We start from the raw sequence: 17,197 nt of genomic DNA, 5'->3' as shown, positions 1-17,197 counted from the left end.
CGACCTACTGAGGGCCTATAGCTCAGTTGGTTAGAGCAGAGGACTCATAATCCTTTGGTCGTAGGTTCGAGTCCTACTGGGCCCACCAAACAAGAAAGCCGCGCATTGCGCGGCTTTTGCGTGTCTGGCGTAGCGGTTCTTTCATCCGGACCAAGCCTGTACCATGCTTGCTCATTGCCGTCCGCACTGGAGCCTCCCCCTTGCCCCCCCTAGACGAAATCGACCGCCAGCTTATCGCCGCCCTGCAGCTCAACGCTCGCGAAAGCGTGGCCATGCTCGCCCGACAGTTGGGCATTGCGCGCACCACGGTGACGTCGCGCCTGGCACGCCTGGAGAAAACCCAGGTGATCACCGGGTATGGCGTGCGCCTGGGCCAACGCGTTGCAGATGGGGGATTGCAGGCTTATGTGGGGATCACCGTACAACCGCGTTCCGGTAAAGAAGTGCTGCGCAGGCTGAGTGCCATGGCGCAAGTACAGCAGTTGTGCGCGGTGAGTGGCGAGTTCGATTATGTGGCTTGGCTGCGCACCGATTCGCCGGAGCAGTTGGACCAGCTGCTCGACCAGATCGGTACTGTCGACGGTGTAGAAAAAACCACCACCTCGATCATCCTCAGCAACAAACTGGACCGCGGCCAACCAATTTGACCACCAAATTCGTCATATTGACAAAAATCAGTGCAATTCGACGACACATTGCGTCTTATTAACGAGCGCAACGTTCCCTAAACTGGCTGCCATCTTTTCCTATACTCAACGGGCCATCTCCCGCCGAGCCGTCAGTAAGGTCAGCCATGAGCATTCCGTCCAGCACCATCAGCAAGACCAATCGCCACCCCGCAGACGGCAAGAAACCCATCACCATTTTTGGTCCGGATTTCCCCTTTGCCTTTGATGACTGGATCGAACACCCCGCCGGGCTGGGCAGTATTCCCGCCGCCCACCATGGCGCCGAGGTGGCGATCGTGGGGGCCGGTATAGCGGGCCTGGTTGCGGCCTACGAGCTGATGAAGCTGGGACTCAAGCCGGTGGTGTATGAAGCTTCGAAAATGGGTGGGCGTTTGCGCTCCCAGGCGTTTGAAGGCGCCGAGGGCATCATCGCCGAGCTGGGCGGCATGCGTTTTCCCGTGTCGTCCACCGCGTTCTACCATTACGTGGACAAGCTGGGCCTGGAGACCAAACCCTTCCCCAACCCGCTGACCCCGGCGTCCGGCAGTACCGTGATCGATCTGGAAGGCCAGACCCACTACGCACAAAAACTCTCGGATTTGCCGGCACTGTTCCAGGAAGTGGCCGATGCCTGGGCCGATGCCCTGGAAGCCGGCTCGCAGTTCGGTGATATCCAGCAGGCGATCCGCGATCGCGACGTGCCGCGCCTCAAGGAACTGTGGAACAAGCTGGTGCCACTGTGGGATGACCGTACCTTCTACGATTTCGTCGCCACCTCCAAAGCCTTTGCCAAGTTGTCGTTCCATCATCGCGAGGTGTTTGGCCAGGTCGGCTTCGGCACGGGTGGCTGGGACTCGGACTTCCCCAACTCCATGCTGGAAATCTTCCGTGTGGTGATGACCAATTGCGATGACCATCAACACCTGGTCGTCGGTGGCGTGGCGCAAGTACCCATGGGCATCTGGCGACACGTGCCTGAGCGTTGCGCCCACTGGCCAGCCGGCACCAGCCTCAGCTCGCTGCATAGAGGCGCACCACGGGCAGGCGTGAAACGCATTGCCCACGCCGCCGACGGCCGTTTCGCCGTCACCGACAACTACGGCGACACCCGTGAATATGCCGCGGTATTAACCACCTGCCAGAGCTGGCTGCTGACCACCCAGATCGAATGCGACGAAACCCTGTTCTCGCAAAAAATGTGGATGGCCCTGGACCGCACGCGATACATGCAGTCATCGAAAACCTTTGTGATGGTCGACCGCCCATTCTGGAAAGACAAAGATCCGCAGACCGGCCGCGACCTGATGAGCATGACCCTCACCGATCGCCTGACCCGCGGTACCTATCTGTTCGATAACGGTGACGACAAGCCGGGCGTGATCTGCCTGTCCTACTCGTGGATGAGCGATGCGCTGAAAATGCTGCCACAGCCTATCGATAAGCGCGTCAAGCTGGCCCTCGACGCGCTGAATAAGATCTACCCGAAAGTCGATATCAAGGCGCGCATCATCGGCGACCCGATTACCGTCTCCTGGGAAGCCGACCCGCATTTCCTCGGCGCGTTCAAAGGCGCCCTGCCCGGTCACTATCGCTACAACCAGCGCATGTATGCGCACTTCATGCAGAAGGACATGCCCGCCGAACAACGTGGGATCTTCATCGCCGGCGATGATGTTTCCTGGACCCCAGCCTGGGTGGAAGGCGCGGTGCAGACCTCGCTCAATGCGGTCTGGGGCATCATGACCCACTTCGGTGGCAGCACCCACCCAGAGAACCCGGGGCCAGGTGATGTGTTCGATGAAATCGGGCCAATCGCCCTCGCCGAGTAAGGAGTTGACCATGCGTGTCGCCCTGTACCAATGCCCGCCACTGCCGCTGGATGTGGCCGCCAACCTCCAGCGTCTGCACCAGGTGGCCCATGAAGCGTGCGACGCCGATGTGCTGGTGCTGCCGGAGATGTTTCTCAGCGGCTATAACATTGGCGCCGAAGCCGTTGGCGCGCTGGCCGAGGCTCAGGATGGGCCGTCGGCACAGGCGATTGCCGAATTGGCGCAGAGTGCCGGGCTGGCGATTCTGTACGGCTACCCGGAGCGGGCCGAAGATGGCCAGGTCTACAACGCCGTGCAGTTGATCGACGCCCAGGGCAAGCGCTTGTGCAACTACCGCAAGACCCACCTGTTTGGCGACCTGGATCACTCGATGTTCAGTGCCGGTCCGGATGATTTCCCCGTGGTGGAATTGAACGGGTGGAAGGTAGGCATGCTGATCTGCTATGACCTTGAGTTTCCGGAAAACACCCGACGCCTGGCCATGGCCGGTGCCGAACTGATCCTGGTGCCCACCGCCAACATGGTGCCCTTCGACTTTGTCGCCGACGTCACTGTGCGTGCACGAGCCTTCGAGAACCAATGTTTCGTGGCCTACGCCAATTACTGCGGGCATGAAGGCGATATTCAGTACTGCGGGCAAAGCAGCATCGCCGCGCCGGATGGCCAGCGACTCGCCCAGGCCGGCCTGGATGAAGCATTGATTGTCGGCACGCTGGATCGTCAATCGATCCTCGACGCCCGCGCCGCCAATCACTACCTGCACGACCGTCGCCCCGAACTCTACGGCGCACTGCACAAGCCCTGACCCGGTGGGTTTGCTAGCATAGGCACTTCCCATGCCTCGGAAGTGCCCATGCCTGCGCCGGTTCACCCTCACCCCATCCACCTGACCCTGGCCAATGGCCTGCGGGTTGCCCTGCGCCATGCACCGCGCCTGAAACGTTGCGCCGCGGTTTTACGGGTGGCTGCCGGCAGCCATGACGTGCCATTGGCCTGGCCGGGGCTGGCGCATTTTCTTGAGCACCTGCTGTTTCTGGGTACTGAGCGTTTTCCGGCGGGCGAGGGGTTGATGGCTTATGTGCAGCGTCACGGTGGGCAGGTCAACGCCAGCACCCGTGAGCGCACCACCGATTTCTTCTTTGAACTGCCGGTGTCAAACTTTGCAGATGGGCTGGCACGCTTGGCGGACATGCTGGCCCATCCACGTTTGACGCTCGACGATCAACGGCGTGAACGCGAAGTGCTGGACGCGGAGTTTGTGGCCTGGTCCCAGGATGCCAAGGCTCAACTGCAAGTGGCGTTGATGAAGGGATTGGCGGCGGATCATCCGCTGCGAGGTTTTCATGCCGGCAACCGCGACAGCCTGCCGGTGGAAAGTGCCGCCTTCCAGCAAGCCTTGCGCGACTTCCACAGGCATTTCTATCAAAGTGGGCAGATGACCTTGAGCCTTGCCGGCCCACAATCGCTGGCAGACCTGCAAGCCTTGGCCCAGCAGTTCAGTGACGAACTGACCCCGGGGCCACTGCATCCGCAAGCCGCTCCCCCCGCCTTGATGCAGGGCCCAGCACACAGCTATCAACACGTTGCCCATCAACACCTGCATCAGGTCATCACCTGTAACGCCCCACGCCAAACGCTGGAGTTCCTCTGCACTTGGCTCAACGCTTCGGCACCAGGCGGGTTGATCGCGCTGCTGAAAGCACGACAATTGGCCACCGCGCTGCACGCGTCCGTGCTGTACCACTTCGCGGGCCAAGCGGTGCTGGATATCGACTTCACCCTCGATACCAGGAATGAATCGGCCACGCAGATTGAAGCGTTGCTATACGACTGGCTGGGTTTTTTCGCACGCAGCGATTGGACAGCCTTACGCGAAGAGTTCGCCTTGCGCAACGCTCGTCAACAACAGGTCCAAGGCGCCCTGGCATTGGCTCGCAACGACAGCGAAGACCTTTCTGAGCAAGGCGTCACAGCCCTCAAGGCCATGCTCGACGGGCTGCACCTGCCTGACTTCGAGCACAACTGGCAGCTGCCACCGAACAACCCCCTGCTGCGCCCGCCGGCCAAGGAAGGACGCGCCGGCCTGATCCGTGGCCAAACCAGCGCCCACCGTGGCTTGCGTAGCTTTGCCCAGGATCGCTCACGGGGTCGAAGGGAGTTAACGGCGCTGATATTCAGCCAGGCGTTGGCGGATGACACCGACGAAGGCGCGTTGTACCTGCACTGGCGGTTTGACGCTGGCGTCCCCGCCGGGCTCGAACCCGCGCTGCAGCCGTTGCGCGAACATGCTCGCCAGGCAGGCATCGAGTTGTCTTGTGAAACCATTGCCAATGATTGGCTGGTGAAAATGCACGGTCTTCACGAAACGATGCCGGCGGTGCTCGAAGAACTGGCACGTTGCCTGAACAGGTGCGATGAACCGCTATCCTCGCCCGAACCGGCGCCGCCGATCGCCATCCGGGAGCTGCTCAAGGCGCTGCCTGCTTGCTGCGCCGGGGTGCAACCCGAGTCCTTGGAAGCCCAAGCGTCGTGGTCTGGCGCACGCTGGCAGGGGCTGGGCTTTGGCCTATCCACCGCCAGTCAAGCGGCGATCAAAATCGCAGCCGCCCACTTGCCAGGGCAACCGGCGAACATCCCGTATACACCTCAGCCAATCGACGGCCAACACCTCTGGCACGAGATCAACACCGACTCCAGCGAAGCCGCCTTGTTGCTGTTTTGCCCAACACCGAGTCTATCGCTGGTCGATGAAGCCACATGGCGGTTACTCGGGCATGTGCTCCAGGTGCCGTTCTATCAGCGTTTGCGAGTCGAGCTGCAAATCGGTTACGCCGTGTTCAGTGGTATCCGGCAAATCAACGGGCAAACCGGTCTGTTGTTTGGCGTGCAATCGCCCAGCATGTCCCTGGACGGGATTGTCGAGCAGTTGCAAACCTTCGTGGGGCAACTGCCGTCCTTGATAGAACGCAGTCCAGACTTGGGCATCCAGGCCCTGGCGCAGCAGTTCACAGACCAGGCGCTGCCCATCAGCCAAGTTGCGGACTTGCTCTGGCACGCGCAACGGGCGGGTCATTCGTCGGGGTACCTGGATCAACTTCAACAGCTGATTCAAAGCCGCACACGCGAGGACTTGCAACACGCAGCCCAACAACTCAATAACGCGGCAGGCGGCTGGCGCTGCGTGGCAAACGGGCCGTGCATCAACCATGGCTGGCAAGCAGTGCATTGATCATTGCCAACCCTGCAACAGGCTTTTTCCACCGAGACAGCGCTAACTTGAAAAGAATTGCGTAATATTCCCTGGCACTATCTGAACATCTCCAATGGGAGGTGGACTATATGTATTACTTGGTAGTGAACGTCCCATCCCTTGATAGGAGTAAGAATATGACTTGGTCCAAACCTGCTTACACTGATCTGCGTATCGGTTTCGAAGTCACCATGTACTTCGCCAGCCGTTGATTGGCTGAGTAAGACAACGCCTCGGTTTGCCCGGGGCGTTTTTGTTTTGAGCTTTGCCTGATGGAGCGAACATGTTTGTCCAGATTCTAGGTTCCGCCGCCGGCGGTGGCTTCCCGCAGTGGAACTGCAACTGCGTGAACTGCGCAGGTTTTCGCGATGGCAGCCTGCGGGCCCATGCGCGCACCCAGTCGTCCATCGCGATCTCCGACGATGGCGTGAATTGGGTGCTGTGCAATGCGTCGCCGGACATCCGTGCGCAACTCCAGGGTTTTGCGCCCATGCAACCCGGCCGCGCCCTGCGCGACACCGGCATCAGCGCGATCATCCTGATGGACAGCCAGATCGACCACACCACCGGCCTGTTGAGCCTGCGCGAAGGCTGCCCACACCAAGTGTGGTGCACCGACATGGTTCATGAAGACCTGAGCACCGGTTTCCCGTTGTTCACCATGCTGACCCACTGGAACGGCGGCCTGGCCTGGAACCGCATCGAGCTGGACGCCAGCTTCACCATCCCGGCCTGCCCCAACCTGCGCTTTACCCCGCTGCCGTTGCGCAGCGCTGCACCGCCCTACTCGCCGCACCGCTTCGACCCACACCCAGGCGACAATATCGGCCTGATCGTCGAAGACCTGCGCACCGGTGGCAAGCTCTTCTACGCCCCGGGTTTGGGCAAGGTCGACGCGCCGCTGTTGGAAATCATGGCCGGCAGCGATTGCCTGCTGGTGGACGGCACAATGTGGGATGACGACGAAATGCAGCGCCGCGGCGTCGGCACCCGCACCGGCCGCGAGATGGGCCACCTGGCCCAGAACGGCCCCGGCGGCATGCTGGAAGTGCTGGAGCAGTTGCCCAAGCAGCGCAAGGTGCTTATTCACATCAACAATACCAACCCGATCCTCGATGAAGACTCCCCCGAGCGAGCCGAACTGGTGCGGCGCAATGTCGAAGTGGCTTACGACGGCATGAGCATTGAATTGTAGGAGCGACCGAAATGACTGATACAGCGTTGACCACGGCTGAATTCGAAGCAGCCCTGCGGGCCAAGGGCGCCTTCTACCATATCCATCACCCCTATCATGTGGCGATGTACGAAGGCCGCGCCACCCGCGAGCAAATCCAGGGCTGGGTCGCCAACCGCTTCTACTATCAGGTCAATATCCCGCTGAAGGACGCCGCGATCCTGGCCAATTGCCCGGACCGGGAGATCCGCCGCGAGTGGATCCAACGCCTGCTTGACCACGACGGCGCGCCGGGTGAGGACGGCGGTATCGAAGCCTGGCTGCGCCTGGGCCAGGCCGTGGGCCTCGACCCGGACCAACTGCGCTCCCAGGAACTGGTGCTGCCCGGCGTACGTTTCGCAGTGGACGCCTACGTCAACTTCGCCCGCCGCGCCAGCTGGCAGGAAGCCGCCAGCAGTTCACTGACTGAGCTGTTTGCACCGCAGATCCACCAGTCGCGCCTCGACAGCTGGCCGCAGCATTACCCATGGATCGACCCGGCCGGCTACGAATACTTCCGCACCCGCCTGGGCCAGGCACGTCGCGACGTGGAACACGGCCTGGCGATTACCCTGCAGCACTACACTACCCGTGAAGGCCAGGAGCGCATGCTGGAAATCCTGCAGTTCAAACTGGACATCCTGTGGAGCATGCTCGATGCCATGAGCATGGCCTACGAACTCAAACGCCCGCCCTATCACAGCGTGACCGAGCAGCGGGTCTGGCATAAAGGGATCACCCTATGAGCTTTGATCGCAGCAAGAAACCGACCTGGCGCCAGGGCTATCGCTACCAGTACGAACCCGCGCAGAAAGGCCATGTATTGCTCTACCCTGAAGGCATGATCAAGCTCAACGACAGCGCCGCATTGATCGGTGGCCTAATCGATGGCGAACGCGACGTGGCAGCGATCATCGCCGAACTGGACAAGCAATTCCCCGGTGTGCCTGAGCTCGGTGAAGATATCGAGCAATTCATGGAGGTCGCCCGTGCAGAGCACTGGATTACCCTTGCCTGAAAAACCAGAGGTCGGCTTACCGCTGTGGTTGCTGGCCGAGCTGACTTACCGCTGCCCATTGCAGTGCCCGTATTGCTCCAACCCGCTGGATTTTGCCGAGCAGGGCAAGGAGCTGAGCACCGAGCAATGGATCAAGGTGTTTCGCGAAGCCCGCGAGATGGGCGCCGCGCAGTTGGGTTTCTCCGGCGGTGAGCCGCTGGTGCGACAGGACTTGGCCGAGCTGATCGCTGAAGCTCGCAAGCTGGGCTTCTACACCAACTTGATCACCTCCGGCATCGGCTTGACCGAGCAAAAGATCAGCGACTTCAAGAAAGCTGGCCTGGACCACATCCAGATCAGCTTCCAGGCCAGCGACGAACAGGTGAACAACCTGCTGGCCGGTTCGAAAAAAGCCTTCGCGCAAAAGCTGGAAATGGCCCGCGCAGTGAAAGCACATGGCTACCCCATGGTGCTGAACTTCGTTACCCACCGGCACAATATCGACAAGATCGACCGCATCATCGAGCTGTGTATTGCGCTGGAGGCAGATTTTGTCGAGCTCGCCACTTGCCAGTTCTATGGCTGGGCGCAGCTCAATCGCGTGGGCTTGTTGCCGACCCGGGAACAACTGGTGCGCGCCGAACGCATCACCAACGAATATCGCGCCAAGCTGGAAGCCGAAGGGCACCCGTGCAAACTGATCTTCGTGACGCCGGACTATTACGAGGAACGCCCGAAAGCCTGCATGAACGGCTGGGGAAGCATCTTTCTGACCGTCACACCGGACGGCACTGCCCTACCCTGTCACGGGGCCCGACAGATGCCGGTGCAATTTCCCAATGTGCGCGACCACAGCATGCAGCACATCTGGTACGAATCGTTTGGCTTCAATCGCTTTCGTGGCTACGACTGGATGCCCGAGCCGTGCCGTTCATGCGATGAAAAGGAAAAGGACTTCGGCGGCTGCCGTTGCCAGGCGTTCATGCTTACCGGTGATGCCAGCAATGCCGACCCGGTGTGCAGCAAGTCCGAGCAGCACGGCATCATCCTTCAGGCGCGGGAAGAAGCCGAACACGCCACCCAGACCATCGAGCAACTGGCCTTTCGCAATGAGCGCAACTCACGGCTCATTGCAAAAGGCTGAGGGCCTCAACGCTTGGCGATGATGTACACCGCGTGAATGATGCCAGGGAAGTAACCGCACAGGGTCAGCAGGATATTCAGCCAGAAGGCGCCGCCGAAACCTACTTGCAGGAACACACCCAGTGGCGGCAGCAGAATGGCGATGATGATACGAATGATGTCCATGGGTCAGCTCCATAAAAATCGGCTCCTGTGAGCCGTGTAGCTAATCGACCTTGGGGGTTCGTGAGGGTTCAGTGGGATCTGGCACTGCGCCATCCTTTATTGAGCAGACAAAAAAACGCCCCCAGCCAAAAGAATCAGGCTGGAGGCGCCGCGTAGGCCGCGAGACGGTTCTGAAATACAGGGTTAAACGGCAATGCCCTTGCGACATTGCACTTGGGCAGTACGCACCCGTGAAAAGGCGCGGGCCAGGCGCTGGAGCATTTCGTCGATGTTGCCTTTGCTTATCGTCAGTGCCGGGGTGAAGCGCAAACAGTCGGGTTGCGGCGCGTTGAGGATCAGTCCCTCCTGCAAGGCGGCCTTTACCACCGCATCCGCAGAATCATCCGATAACGTCAGCCCCCACATCAGGCCATTTCCGCGCAACGGCCCGTGGTCGTAACGATAGGCCAGGCGGGCGAGACCTTCGCCCAGGTAACAGCCCGACTCACGTACATGCTCTAAAAAGCCGTGTCCCAGCACCGTATCGGTCACAGCCAACCCAGCCGCGGCCATCAGCGCATTACCATGGTGGGTGCCTCCCAGCTCACCCACATCAAAGCAACAAGCTTTGCCCCGCGCCAGCAGCGCCGCCAGCGGCACACCGCCGCCCAAGCCTTTGCCCAGGGTAATGATGTCGGCGCGTACGCCGTACTGTTGCTCGGCGAGCAAGTTGCCGCAACGGCCGATACCGGTTTGCACTTCGTCGAGGATCAGCAGGATCCCCAGTTCGCGACACAGCCTCTCGACGCCCTTGAGGTAGTGCTCGGTCGCAGGGATCACACCGGCTTCGCTCTGGATCGGCTCCAGCATGATGGCTACCGTCTGGGCATCTACCGCGGCATGCAAAGCGGGAAGATCGTTGAAAGGGACGTGGCTGAAGCCTGGCAGTTGTGGTTCGAAGCGGTTATCCGATAGACCTGCCGAAGCAGCCAGGGCAGCGAAGCTACGACCATGGCAACCGTTGCTCGTGCTGATAATGCGATAGGCCCCCCCGCGATGCAGCTGCCCCCATTTGCGCGCCAGCTTGATCGCCGCCTCGCAGGCTTCCGCGCCGCTGTTGAGCAGATAAGCCTGGTCGCTGCCGGTATGCCGGCAAAGACGCTCGACGAGATTGAGTTGGACGCTATTGTGCAAGCCGTTGCCGGAGTTGATCAGCGCCTGAGTTTGCTCGGCCAGGGCCTTGATCAACACCTGCGGACTATGACCGAGACTGTTGGCGGCATTGCCTTGGCTGAAATCCAGGTAGGCACACTCATTGCTGTCCCACAGCCAGGAGCCCTGGCCACGCACAAACACCTGAGGTGGGCGGGCCACGGTGGGCATCAGGGCTTCAGTGGAACGGTCGTCGTGCGGCGGATCCAGGATCAGATCGTCAAGGCTCGGCGCTGGGCGGCGCATGTTGAACAGGTTCACAAGTCAGCTCCGGTGGCAACCTGACCTTGGTCGGAATAACCTGGCCAATCCACATGGAGGTTTTTTGCCTTGCCTATGCAAACGCTATCAACACAAACGCTGTTCATTGTCCGATTCGGCCCTGTAAGCCCTGCGAATAGGCGCTAGACTAGGCGTCTGCGGGGCCAGCGGCCATTTCGATTTTCCAGCTTTTTCGATAAGTAAATCTTATGGATTTCAAGCAACTGCGTTATTTCGTCGCGGTGTATGAGGAGGGCCACGTAGGCCGCGCCGCGGAGCGCCTGTCGATCTCCCAGCCAGCCTTGTCGCAACAGATTCGCCAACTGGAGCAGAACCTTGACGTGAATCTGTTCGAACGCAGCAGTAAGCGCCTGTTACCGACGCTGGCGGCGCACACCCTTTACAACCATGCACTGCCGCTCATTGATGGCATGCAGCAAGCCGTCGAGGCGCTGCGCAACTTCAAGGGCCAGGCCATGCGCACCCTGGCCATCGGCGTGCTGCAAACCGTGCACACCAGCCTGGTGCCGCAGATGCTCGAGCGCGTGCGCAAGGCCCAGCCCCATCTGGTGGTGCAGATCTACGAATTGACCGGGCTTGAGATCGAGCGCCGGTTGCTCAACGGTGCCCTCGACATTGGCATCAGCTACCTGCCGCCACGTCAGCCGGGCCTGCACGGCGTGTTGCTGTACGAAGATGAGTTGAAGGTGGTGATTCCCGAGGACCATCCGCTGCGCGAATTCAAGAAAGTCTCGTTGAAACAGGCGGCCGAACTGCCGATGTTGCTGCTGGGGGAGGAGTTTCAAGTCAGGCAGATCTGGCAAGGCCAGTTGGCTAACCTGGGGCGGCGTCCGCAGGTGCAGGCCGAGCTCAATACCATGGTGGGCATCCTCGACAGCCTGCCCCACACCCGGCTGGCTACGGTACTGCCGGGCCGCTCCCAGGACGAACACAACAGCAAGGCGCTGCTATGGAAACCCTTGAGTGAACCCAGGGTGGCGCTGAAAGTAGGCTTGGTGTGCCGCGATGTGCAGCGCCAGCAGGCGACGATGGCGTTGCTGCGCACCTTGCTCGAAGATGTGATGAATGCCCCGCAGGCAGGCGCCTGACTTTTTCGCGGGCAAAAGAAAACCCCGCCGAAGCGGGGCTTTGCAGACTGTTTCCCTGACATCCATTTCACTCCGCCGTCCTGGCAGAATCCTACGTGTCCGTGTTGTTGCTTTGCGCTTCCTGCGCGACGTCCATGTGAAGTAGATTAGCCGTGGATCCAATTTGGCGATAGAGGACGAATAGCAGCACGTCATGTAAGAGAATGCTTACACGCCCTCCTCGCCCTTAGAACAAGGCCTCATCCATCAGGAACAACGATTCGCTACCGGCTTTTACCGATGCACTCAACGAGTGGATACGCGGCAACAAGCGGGCAAAGTAGAAACGTGCGGTACCCAGTTTGCTGGCGTAGAACGCTTCCTCGGTCTCCTTGCCCAACGCGGCCTTGGCCATGCGCGCCCACATGTAGGCGTAGGCCATGTATCCGAACGCATGCAGGTACTCCACCGACGCTGCGCCGATTTCATTCGGGTTGTTCCTGGCGCGATCCAGCACCCAGGCCGTCAATTCATCCAGGTTATCCACCGCTGCGCTGAGCGGCTCAGTGAACTCGGCCAACTCGGCACTTGATCCGGCGATGAACTGGCGGATCTCATCGGCGAACAGGGTGTAGAACGCACCGCCGCTGCCGACGATCTTACGGCCCATCAAGTCCAGGGCCTGAATACCATTGGTGCCTTCGTAGATCTGGGTGATGCGCACGTCACGCACCAACTGCTCCTGGCCCCACTCGCGGATGTAGCCATGGCCGCCGAATACTTGCTGGCCGAGCACGGTGGTTTCCAGGCCCAGGTCGGTGAGGAAGGCCTTGGCAACGGGGGTCAGCAACGCCACCAGGTTATCCGCGCGCTCCCGAGCAGCTGCATCGTCACTGAACTTGGCGATGTCCAGCTGCGTCGCCACGTAGGTGGAGAACGCCCGACCGCCTTCGTTCGCTGCCTTCATGGTCAGCAGCATGCGGCGCACATCCGGATGCACGATGATCGGGTCTGCCACTTTGTCCTTGGCCTGTGCCCCCAGCGGGGAGCGGCTCTGCAGGCGATCACGGGCGTATTCAATCGCGTTCTGATAAGAGCGCTCGCCGGATGCCAAGCCCTGGATCCCCACCCCCAGGCGCTCATAGTTCATCATGGTGAACATCGCCGCCAGGCCACGGTTGGGCTCACCCACCAGGTAACCCAAGGCCTCGTCGAAATTCATCACGCAGGTCGCGGACGCCTGGATGCCCATCTTGTGTTCAATCGAACCGCAGGTCACCGGGTTACGCGCACCCAGGCTGCCGTCGGCATTGACCAGGAACTTCGGCACCAGGAACAGCGAGATGCCCTTGGGCCCGGCCGGTGCATCCGGCAGCTTGGCCAGCACCAGGTGGATGATGTTTTCGGTCAGATCGTGTTCGCCACCAGTGATGAAAATCTTGGTGCCGCTGACTTTGTAGGAACCGTCTGCCTGAGGCTCGGCCTTGGTGCGGATCATCCCCAGGTCGGTGCCGGCATGGGCTTCGGTCAAGCACATGGAACCGGCCCACTCACCGGAATACATCTTCGGCAGGTAGGCCGCCTTGAGCGTTTCACTGGCGTGGGTGTTGATCGATACACAGGCGCCGGAAGTCAGCATGGGGTACAGGCCGAATGCCAGGCTCGACGAGTTGATCATTTCTTCGACCTGCGCCGACACCGCCTTGGGCATGCCCATGCCGCCATAGGTCGGGTCGCCGCCCACTCCCACCCAACCGCCTTCGGCATAGGTGCTGTAGGCCTGGGGGAAGCCGTCCGGGGTACTGACTGCGCTGTCCTTCCACTGGCAGCCCTGCTCATCGCCGCCGCGGCTGAGGGGGGCGATGGATTTGGCGGTGACTTTGCCGGCCTCTTCGAGGATCGCCTCAACGGTTTCGGCATCAACGCTGTCTGCCAATGCCGGCAACTGGGCCCAAGTCTTGGCGACCTCAAAAACTTCGTTGAGGACGAAGCGCATATCACGCAACGGCGCTTTGTAATCAGCCATGGCAAACCTCGTGAGAACGTGAAAAGTGATTCGATAGGATCGGTTTTACAAGCTCCGAGTGTACCCGAACAACTTTTCAGACACATAGGGTCCACTTGTGACCGACAGGTATTTTTAAGTCACTCCAGCTGAAATGCCGCCCCGGACAGACTCATCAGGCATTCGCTGCCCGCTTCCACGGCGGCGCGGTGGGTGGTGGTACGCGGCAGCAGGCGCTTGAAGTAGAAATCACAGGTGGCCAGCTTGGCCTGGGTGAACGCGGCATCGTCCTGGGACTGGGCGGCAATCGCCATGCGCAACCAAAGGTACGCCAGGATGATATAGCCGCTGTACATCAGGTAATCCATCGCTGCCGCGCCCACTTCGTCAGGATTCTTCATCGCCGCCATCCCGACTTTGGTGGTCAACTCACCCCACTCCTGATTGAGCTGATTGAGTTGCGTCACATGAGCCTTGAATTGCGGATGCTCGGCCTGCGCCCCACAGAATTTATGCACGATCTTGGTAAACCCGCGCAGCAGTTTGCCTTGGCTACCCAGCACTTTGCGCCCCAGCAAATCGAGGGCCTGGATACCGTTGGTGCCTTCATAGATCGGCGCAATCCGCGCATCGCGTGCCAGTTGCTCCATGCCCCACTCACGAATATAGCCATGGCCGCCAAATACCTGCATGCCATGGTTGGTCACCTCCAGACCGGTTTCGGTCATGAAGGCCTTGCAGATCGGCGTAAGGAAGGCCAACAAGTCTTCGGCCTCCTGGCGTTGGCCCGCGTCGCTGCCCAGATGAGCAGTATCGAGCAGTTGCGCGGTGAAGTAGGTCAGTGCGCGGTTGCCCTCGTTAAAGGCTTTCATGGTCAGCAGCATGCGGCGTACATCGGCATGCACGATGATCGGGTCAGCAGCCTTCTCCGGGGCCTTGGCGCCGGTCAGCGAGCGCATTTGCAGGCGTTCGCTGGCGTATTTGATCGCGCCCTGGAAGCTTGCTTCGCCATTGCACAGGCCCTGCATGCCGGTGCCCAGGCGGGCGTGGTTCATCATGGTGAACATGCAGTTGAGGCCCTTGTTCGCCTCGCCGATCAAAAAACCCTTGGCGCCATCGAAATTCAGCACGCACGTGGCCGAAGCCTTGATGCCCATCTTGTGTTCGATGGAGCCACAGTGCACCGCGTTGCGCTCACCCGAGTCGGCATGGAACTTGGGCACGATAAACAGCGAAATCCCCTTGGTACCCGCAGGCGCGTCCGGCAACTTGGCCAGCACGAGGTGGATGATATTGGCGCTCATGTCGTGCTCACCGGCCGAGATGAAGATCTTGCTGCCGGTGATTGCATAGCTGCCATCGGCCTGGGGCACGGCGCGGGTCTTGATCAGGCCCAGGTCGGTGCCGCAGTGGGCTTCGGTCAGGCACATGGTGCCGGTCCATTCGCCAGCGGTGAGCTTGGTCAGGTAGGTAGCTTTCTGTTCGTCGGTACCGTGGGCGTGGATGGCCGACATGGCGCCGTGGGTCAGGCCCGGGTACATGCCCCAAGAGGTATTGCTGGAACCGATCATCTCGCTCAGCACCAGGCCCAGGGAATGGGGCAAGCCCTGGCCGCCGTAGGCCGGGTCCGCCGCCACGCCGTGCCAGCCGCCTGCCACGTATTGGGCGAAGGCTTCCTTGAAGCCCTTGGGTGTGGTCACCACGCCATTGTCAAAATGGCAGCCCTCTTCATCGCCACTGCGGTTGAGTGGCGCGAGCACGTTTTCGCAGAACTTCGCGCCCTCCTCAAGGATCGCACTGACCATGTCCGGGCTGGCGTCCGTTGCGCCCAGGGCCGCGTAATGGCCGTGGAAATCGAACACGTTGTCGATCAGAAAGCGCATGTCGCGCAAGGGAGCTTTGTACTCAGGCATGGCAATGTCTCCGGCAGCAGATGCTTTCAAGCTACTGCCGGCACCGCCTGTGGACAATCACTGTAGCGCTGCTGAATACAGCGCCATTACTCAACCGGCAGCGCTTTCCATGCGTACCGCGCCACGTCGGGTCTGGCCGGCCGCGACCACACAGTTACGCCCCGCGCCCTTGGCGGCGTACAACGCCTGGTCGGCGCACTTGAGCACTTCCTCGGGGCTGCGCTGCTCGGCCTGGCGCTCGGCCACACCGATGCTGACCGTTACCGACACACTGGATGCACCGCTGCCAGCACGCCGCTGGCGGCCTTGATGGTCGTCATGGGGGCGGTCCGGGTTGCGCAACTTGATAGCGTAGCCGGCAATGATCTCGCGGATCTCCTCCAGATGCGGCATGCATTCATCCAGGGTCTTGCCGGCAAACACCACGGCAAACTCTTCACCGCCATACCGGTAGGCTCGCCCGCCGCCGCTGACCTTGGACAACTTGCTCGCCACCAGGCGCAACACCTGGTCTCCCACGTCATGGCCATGGGTGTCGTTGAAACGCTTGAAGTGATCCACGTCGCTCATCGCCAGCACATAGCTGCGCCCCAGCCGCTGCATGCGCTCGTTGAGGGCCCGTCGCCCGGGCAAGCCGGTCAGTTCATCGCGAAATGCCATTTGATAGGCCTCATGGGCCACACCGGCAGCGATCATCAGCATCACCTGGCTGCACATGATGTTAAGGGTGAACGGCAGGATGAAGGTTTGCGGCAACATCCAGAACATCCCCAGCAATCCCACCAGTTGCGCGGCGTGCAGCGGGCGCGGCTGATACCAGTACTGTGCGGCCAGGGTGAGAAAGCCGATCAGGAACATGGGGTATGAGAGTTGGATCAGGCTCATCCAGGTGCCATGCAGCGCCGGCCAGCGAATCTCCGCCAGCCAGTTAAGTAGCGCCTGGGGGAAACTTTGCTCCAAGGCCAATGCCACGCTGCCTACCGCCAGTAACACCGCGGCGCGTGCGATGAAGTCACGGAACAAATGGGTCTTCTCCTGCCACAGCGCGTAAATGCTGAACAGCAACGGCAACAAGAGGCAACACAGGTGAAACACCACCGCAGCGTCTTCGCGCACGCGACCGTTGTCGCGGTAAAAATCAGTCTGGGTATCCAGCAGGAAATAGGCAACGTACACCGTGATCATCAGGAACAGTTCACGCTGACGCCGATACACCGCACAGTAGGCACCGCCCAGCAGCAAGACCAGGGTGGGCAGCACGTTGAACAACGAGGTGAAGAAGACACTGAGGTCCTTGACGTACGCAGCCGAAAGCCCAGCCAGCAATAACAGCAGCGAGGGTAGGAAGTGGCTTAAACGTAGCGCAGACACGCGTGACAAGGGTAAAACTCCGACCCGCAAAAAATAATAGCACTGTGCCTCTATGCGATCAGTTAAGCACAACCGACCGACCATGTATCACATTGCCATCACT

Annotated in this window: 15 protein-coding genes and 1 tRNA gene; 11 read left to right on the top strand and 5 right to left on the bottom strand. The window is 60.5% G+C overall.

Going from position 1 to position 17,197, the window contains the following annotated elements; translation table 11 throughout:
• Positions 1-11: 11 nt before the first annotated feature.
• From NMB39_RS02605 to pqqE, 10 genes are all read left to right on the top strand, one after another.
• Positions 12-88: transfer RNA gene (locus NMB39_RS02605), tRNA-Ile, on the top strand.
• 112 nt (positions 89-200) lie between these two features.
• Positions 201-647, top strand: a complete 447-nt coding sequence (locus NMB39_RS02600) for an Lrp/AsnC family transcriptional regulator (RefSeq protein WP_046069804.1) — start codon at positions 201-203, stop codon at positions 645-647.
• A 167-nt stretch (positions 648-814) separates the two neighbouring features.
• A complete protein-coding gene (locus tag NMB39_RS02595) occupies positions 815-2,497 on the top strand; it encodes a flavin monoamine oxidase family protein (RefSeq protein ID WP_367236756.1) in 1,683 nt (560 codons plus the stop codon).
• A gap of 10 nt (positions 2,498-2,507) precedes the next feature.
• A complete protein-coding gene (locus NMB39_RS02590) occupies positions 2,508-3,302 on the top strand; it encodes a carbon-nitrogen hydrolase family protein (RefSeq protein WP_367236741.1) in 795 nt (264 codons plus the stop codon).
• Between the two features lie 48 nt (positions 3,303-3,350).
• Positions 3,351-5,726, top strand: coding sequence for a pyrroloquinoline quinone biosynthesis protein PqqF (gene pqqF / locus NMB39_RS02585; RefSeq protein ID WP_494339641.1), 2,376 nt, complete (start codon positions 3,351-3,353; stop codon positions 5,724-5,726).
• Between the two features lie 158 nt (positions 5,727-5,884).
• Entirely contained in the window at positions 5,885-5,959 is a 75-nt protein-coding gene (gene pqqA / locus NMB39_RS02580) for a pyrroloquinoline quinone precursor peptide PqqA (RefSeq protein WP_003194766.1), read from the top strand.
• 71 nt (positions 5,960-6,030) lie between these two features.
• On the top strand, positions 6,031-6,942 hold the full coding sequence (gene pqqB / locus NMB39_RS02575; protein WP_059396598.1) for a pyrroloquinoline quinone biosynthesis protein PqqB: 912 nt from the start codon (positions 6,031-6,033) through the stop codon (positions 6,940-6,942).
• An 11-nt stretch (positions 6,943-6,953) separates the two neighbouring features.
• A complete protein-coding gene (pqqC, locus tag NMB39_RS02570; protein WP_046069807.1) occupies positions 6,954-7,706 on the top strand; it encodes a pyrroloquinoline-quinone synthase PqqC in 753 nt (250 codons plus the stop codon).
• Positions 7,703-7,978 (top strand): pyrroloquinoline quinone biosynthesis peptide chaperone PqqD, encoded by a 276-nt coding sequence (gene pqqD / locus NMB39_RS02565; RefSeq protein WP_046069808.1) that lies wholly within the window; start codon positions 7,703-7,705, stop codon positions 7,976-7,978. Before pqqC ends, pqqD begins: the two co-directional genes overlap by 4 nt.
• Positions 7,971-9,101: a pyrroloquinoline quinone biosynthesis protein PqqE gene (gene pqqE / locus NMB39_RS02560; protein ID WP_494339642.1), complete on the top strand. Its 1,131-nt coding sequence runs from the start codon at positions 7,971-7,973 to the stop codon at positions 9,099-9,101. The genes pqqD and pqqE overlap by 8 nt, the downstream gene beginning before the upstream one ends.
• A 5-nt stretch (positions 9,102-9,106) precedes the next feature.
• Here pqqE and NMB39_RS02555 read toward each other — a convergent pair whose 3' ends face one another.
• Positions 9,107-9,265 carry a YqaE/Pmp3 family membrane protein gene (locus NMB39_RS02555; RefSeq protein WP_003194776.1) on the bottom strand — a complete coding sequence of 53 codons (159 nt, stop codon included), beginning with the start codon at positions 9,263-9,265 and terminating at the stop codon, positions 9,107-9,109.
• Between the two features lie 183 nt (positions 9,266-9,448).
• Complete coding sequence (locus NMB39_RS02550; protein WP_057022936.1) at positions 9,449-10,717, bottom strand: aspartate aminotransferase family protein; 1,269 nt, start codon at positions 10,715-10,717, stop codon at positions 9,449-9,451.
• A 209-nt stretch (positions 10,718-10,926) separates the two neighbouring features.
• Between NMB39_RS02550 and NMB39_RS02545 the strand changes: the two genes are divergently transcribed.
• Complete coding sequence (locus NMB39_RS02545; protein ID WP_057022935.1) at positions 10,927-11,826, top strand: LysR family transcriptional regulator; 900 nt, start codon at positions 10,927-10,929, stop codon at positions 11,824-11,826.
• A 226-nt stretch (positions 11,827-12,052) separates the two neighbouring features.
• Here NMB39_RS02545 and NMB39_RS02540 read toward each other — a convergent pair whose 3' ends face one another.
• From NMB39_RS02540 to NMB39_RS02530, 3 genes are all read right to left on the bottom strand, one after another.
• A complete protein-coding gene (locus NMB39_RS02540) occupies positions 12,053-13,831 on the bottom strand; it encodes an acyl-CoA dehydrogenase C-terminal domain-containing protein (protein ID WP_057022934.1) in 1,779 nt (592 codons plus the stop codon).
• Between the two features lie 119 nt (positions 13,832-13,950).
• On the bottom strand, positions 13,951-15,723 hold the full coding sequence (locus tag NMB39_RS02535) for an acyl-CoA dehydrogenase C-terminal domain-containing protein (RefSeq protein ID WP_057022933.1): 1,773 nt from the start codon (positions 15,721-15,723) through the stop codon (positions 13,951-13,953).
• A gap of 90 nt (positions 15,724-15,813) precedes the next feature.
• Positions 15,814-17,103: a GGDEF domain-containing protein gene (locus tag NMB39_RS02530; RefSeq protein WP_057022932.1), complete on the bottom strand. Its 1,290-nt coding sequence runs from the start codon at positions 17,101-17,103 to the stop codon at positions 15,814-15,816.
• Positions 17,104-17,197: the final 94 nt, after the last annotated feature.

It is taken from the genome of Pseudomonas sp. FBCC-B545, assembly GCF_059134095.1.
The sequence above is the reverse complement of the archived record's forward strand: the minus strand, read 5'-3'. Positions and strand labels throughout refer to the sequence as shown.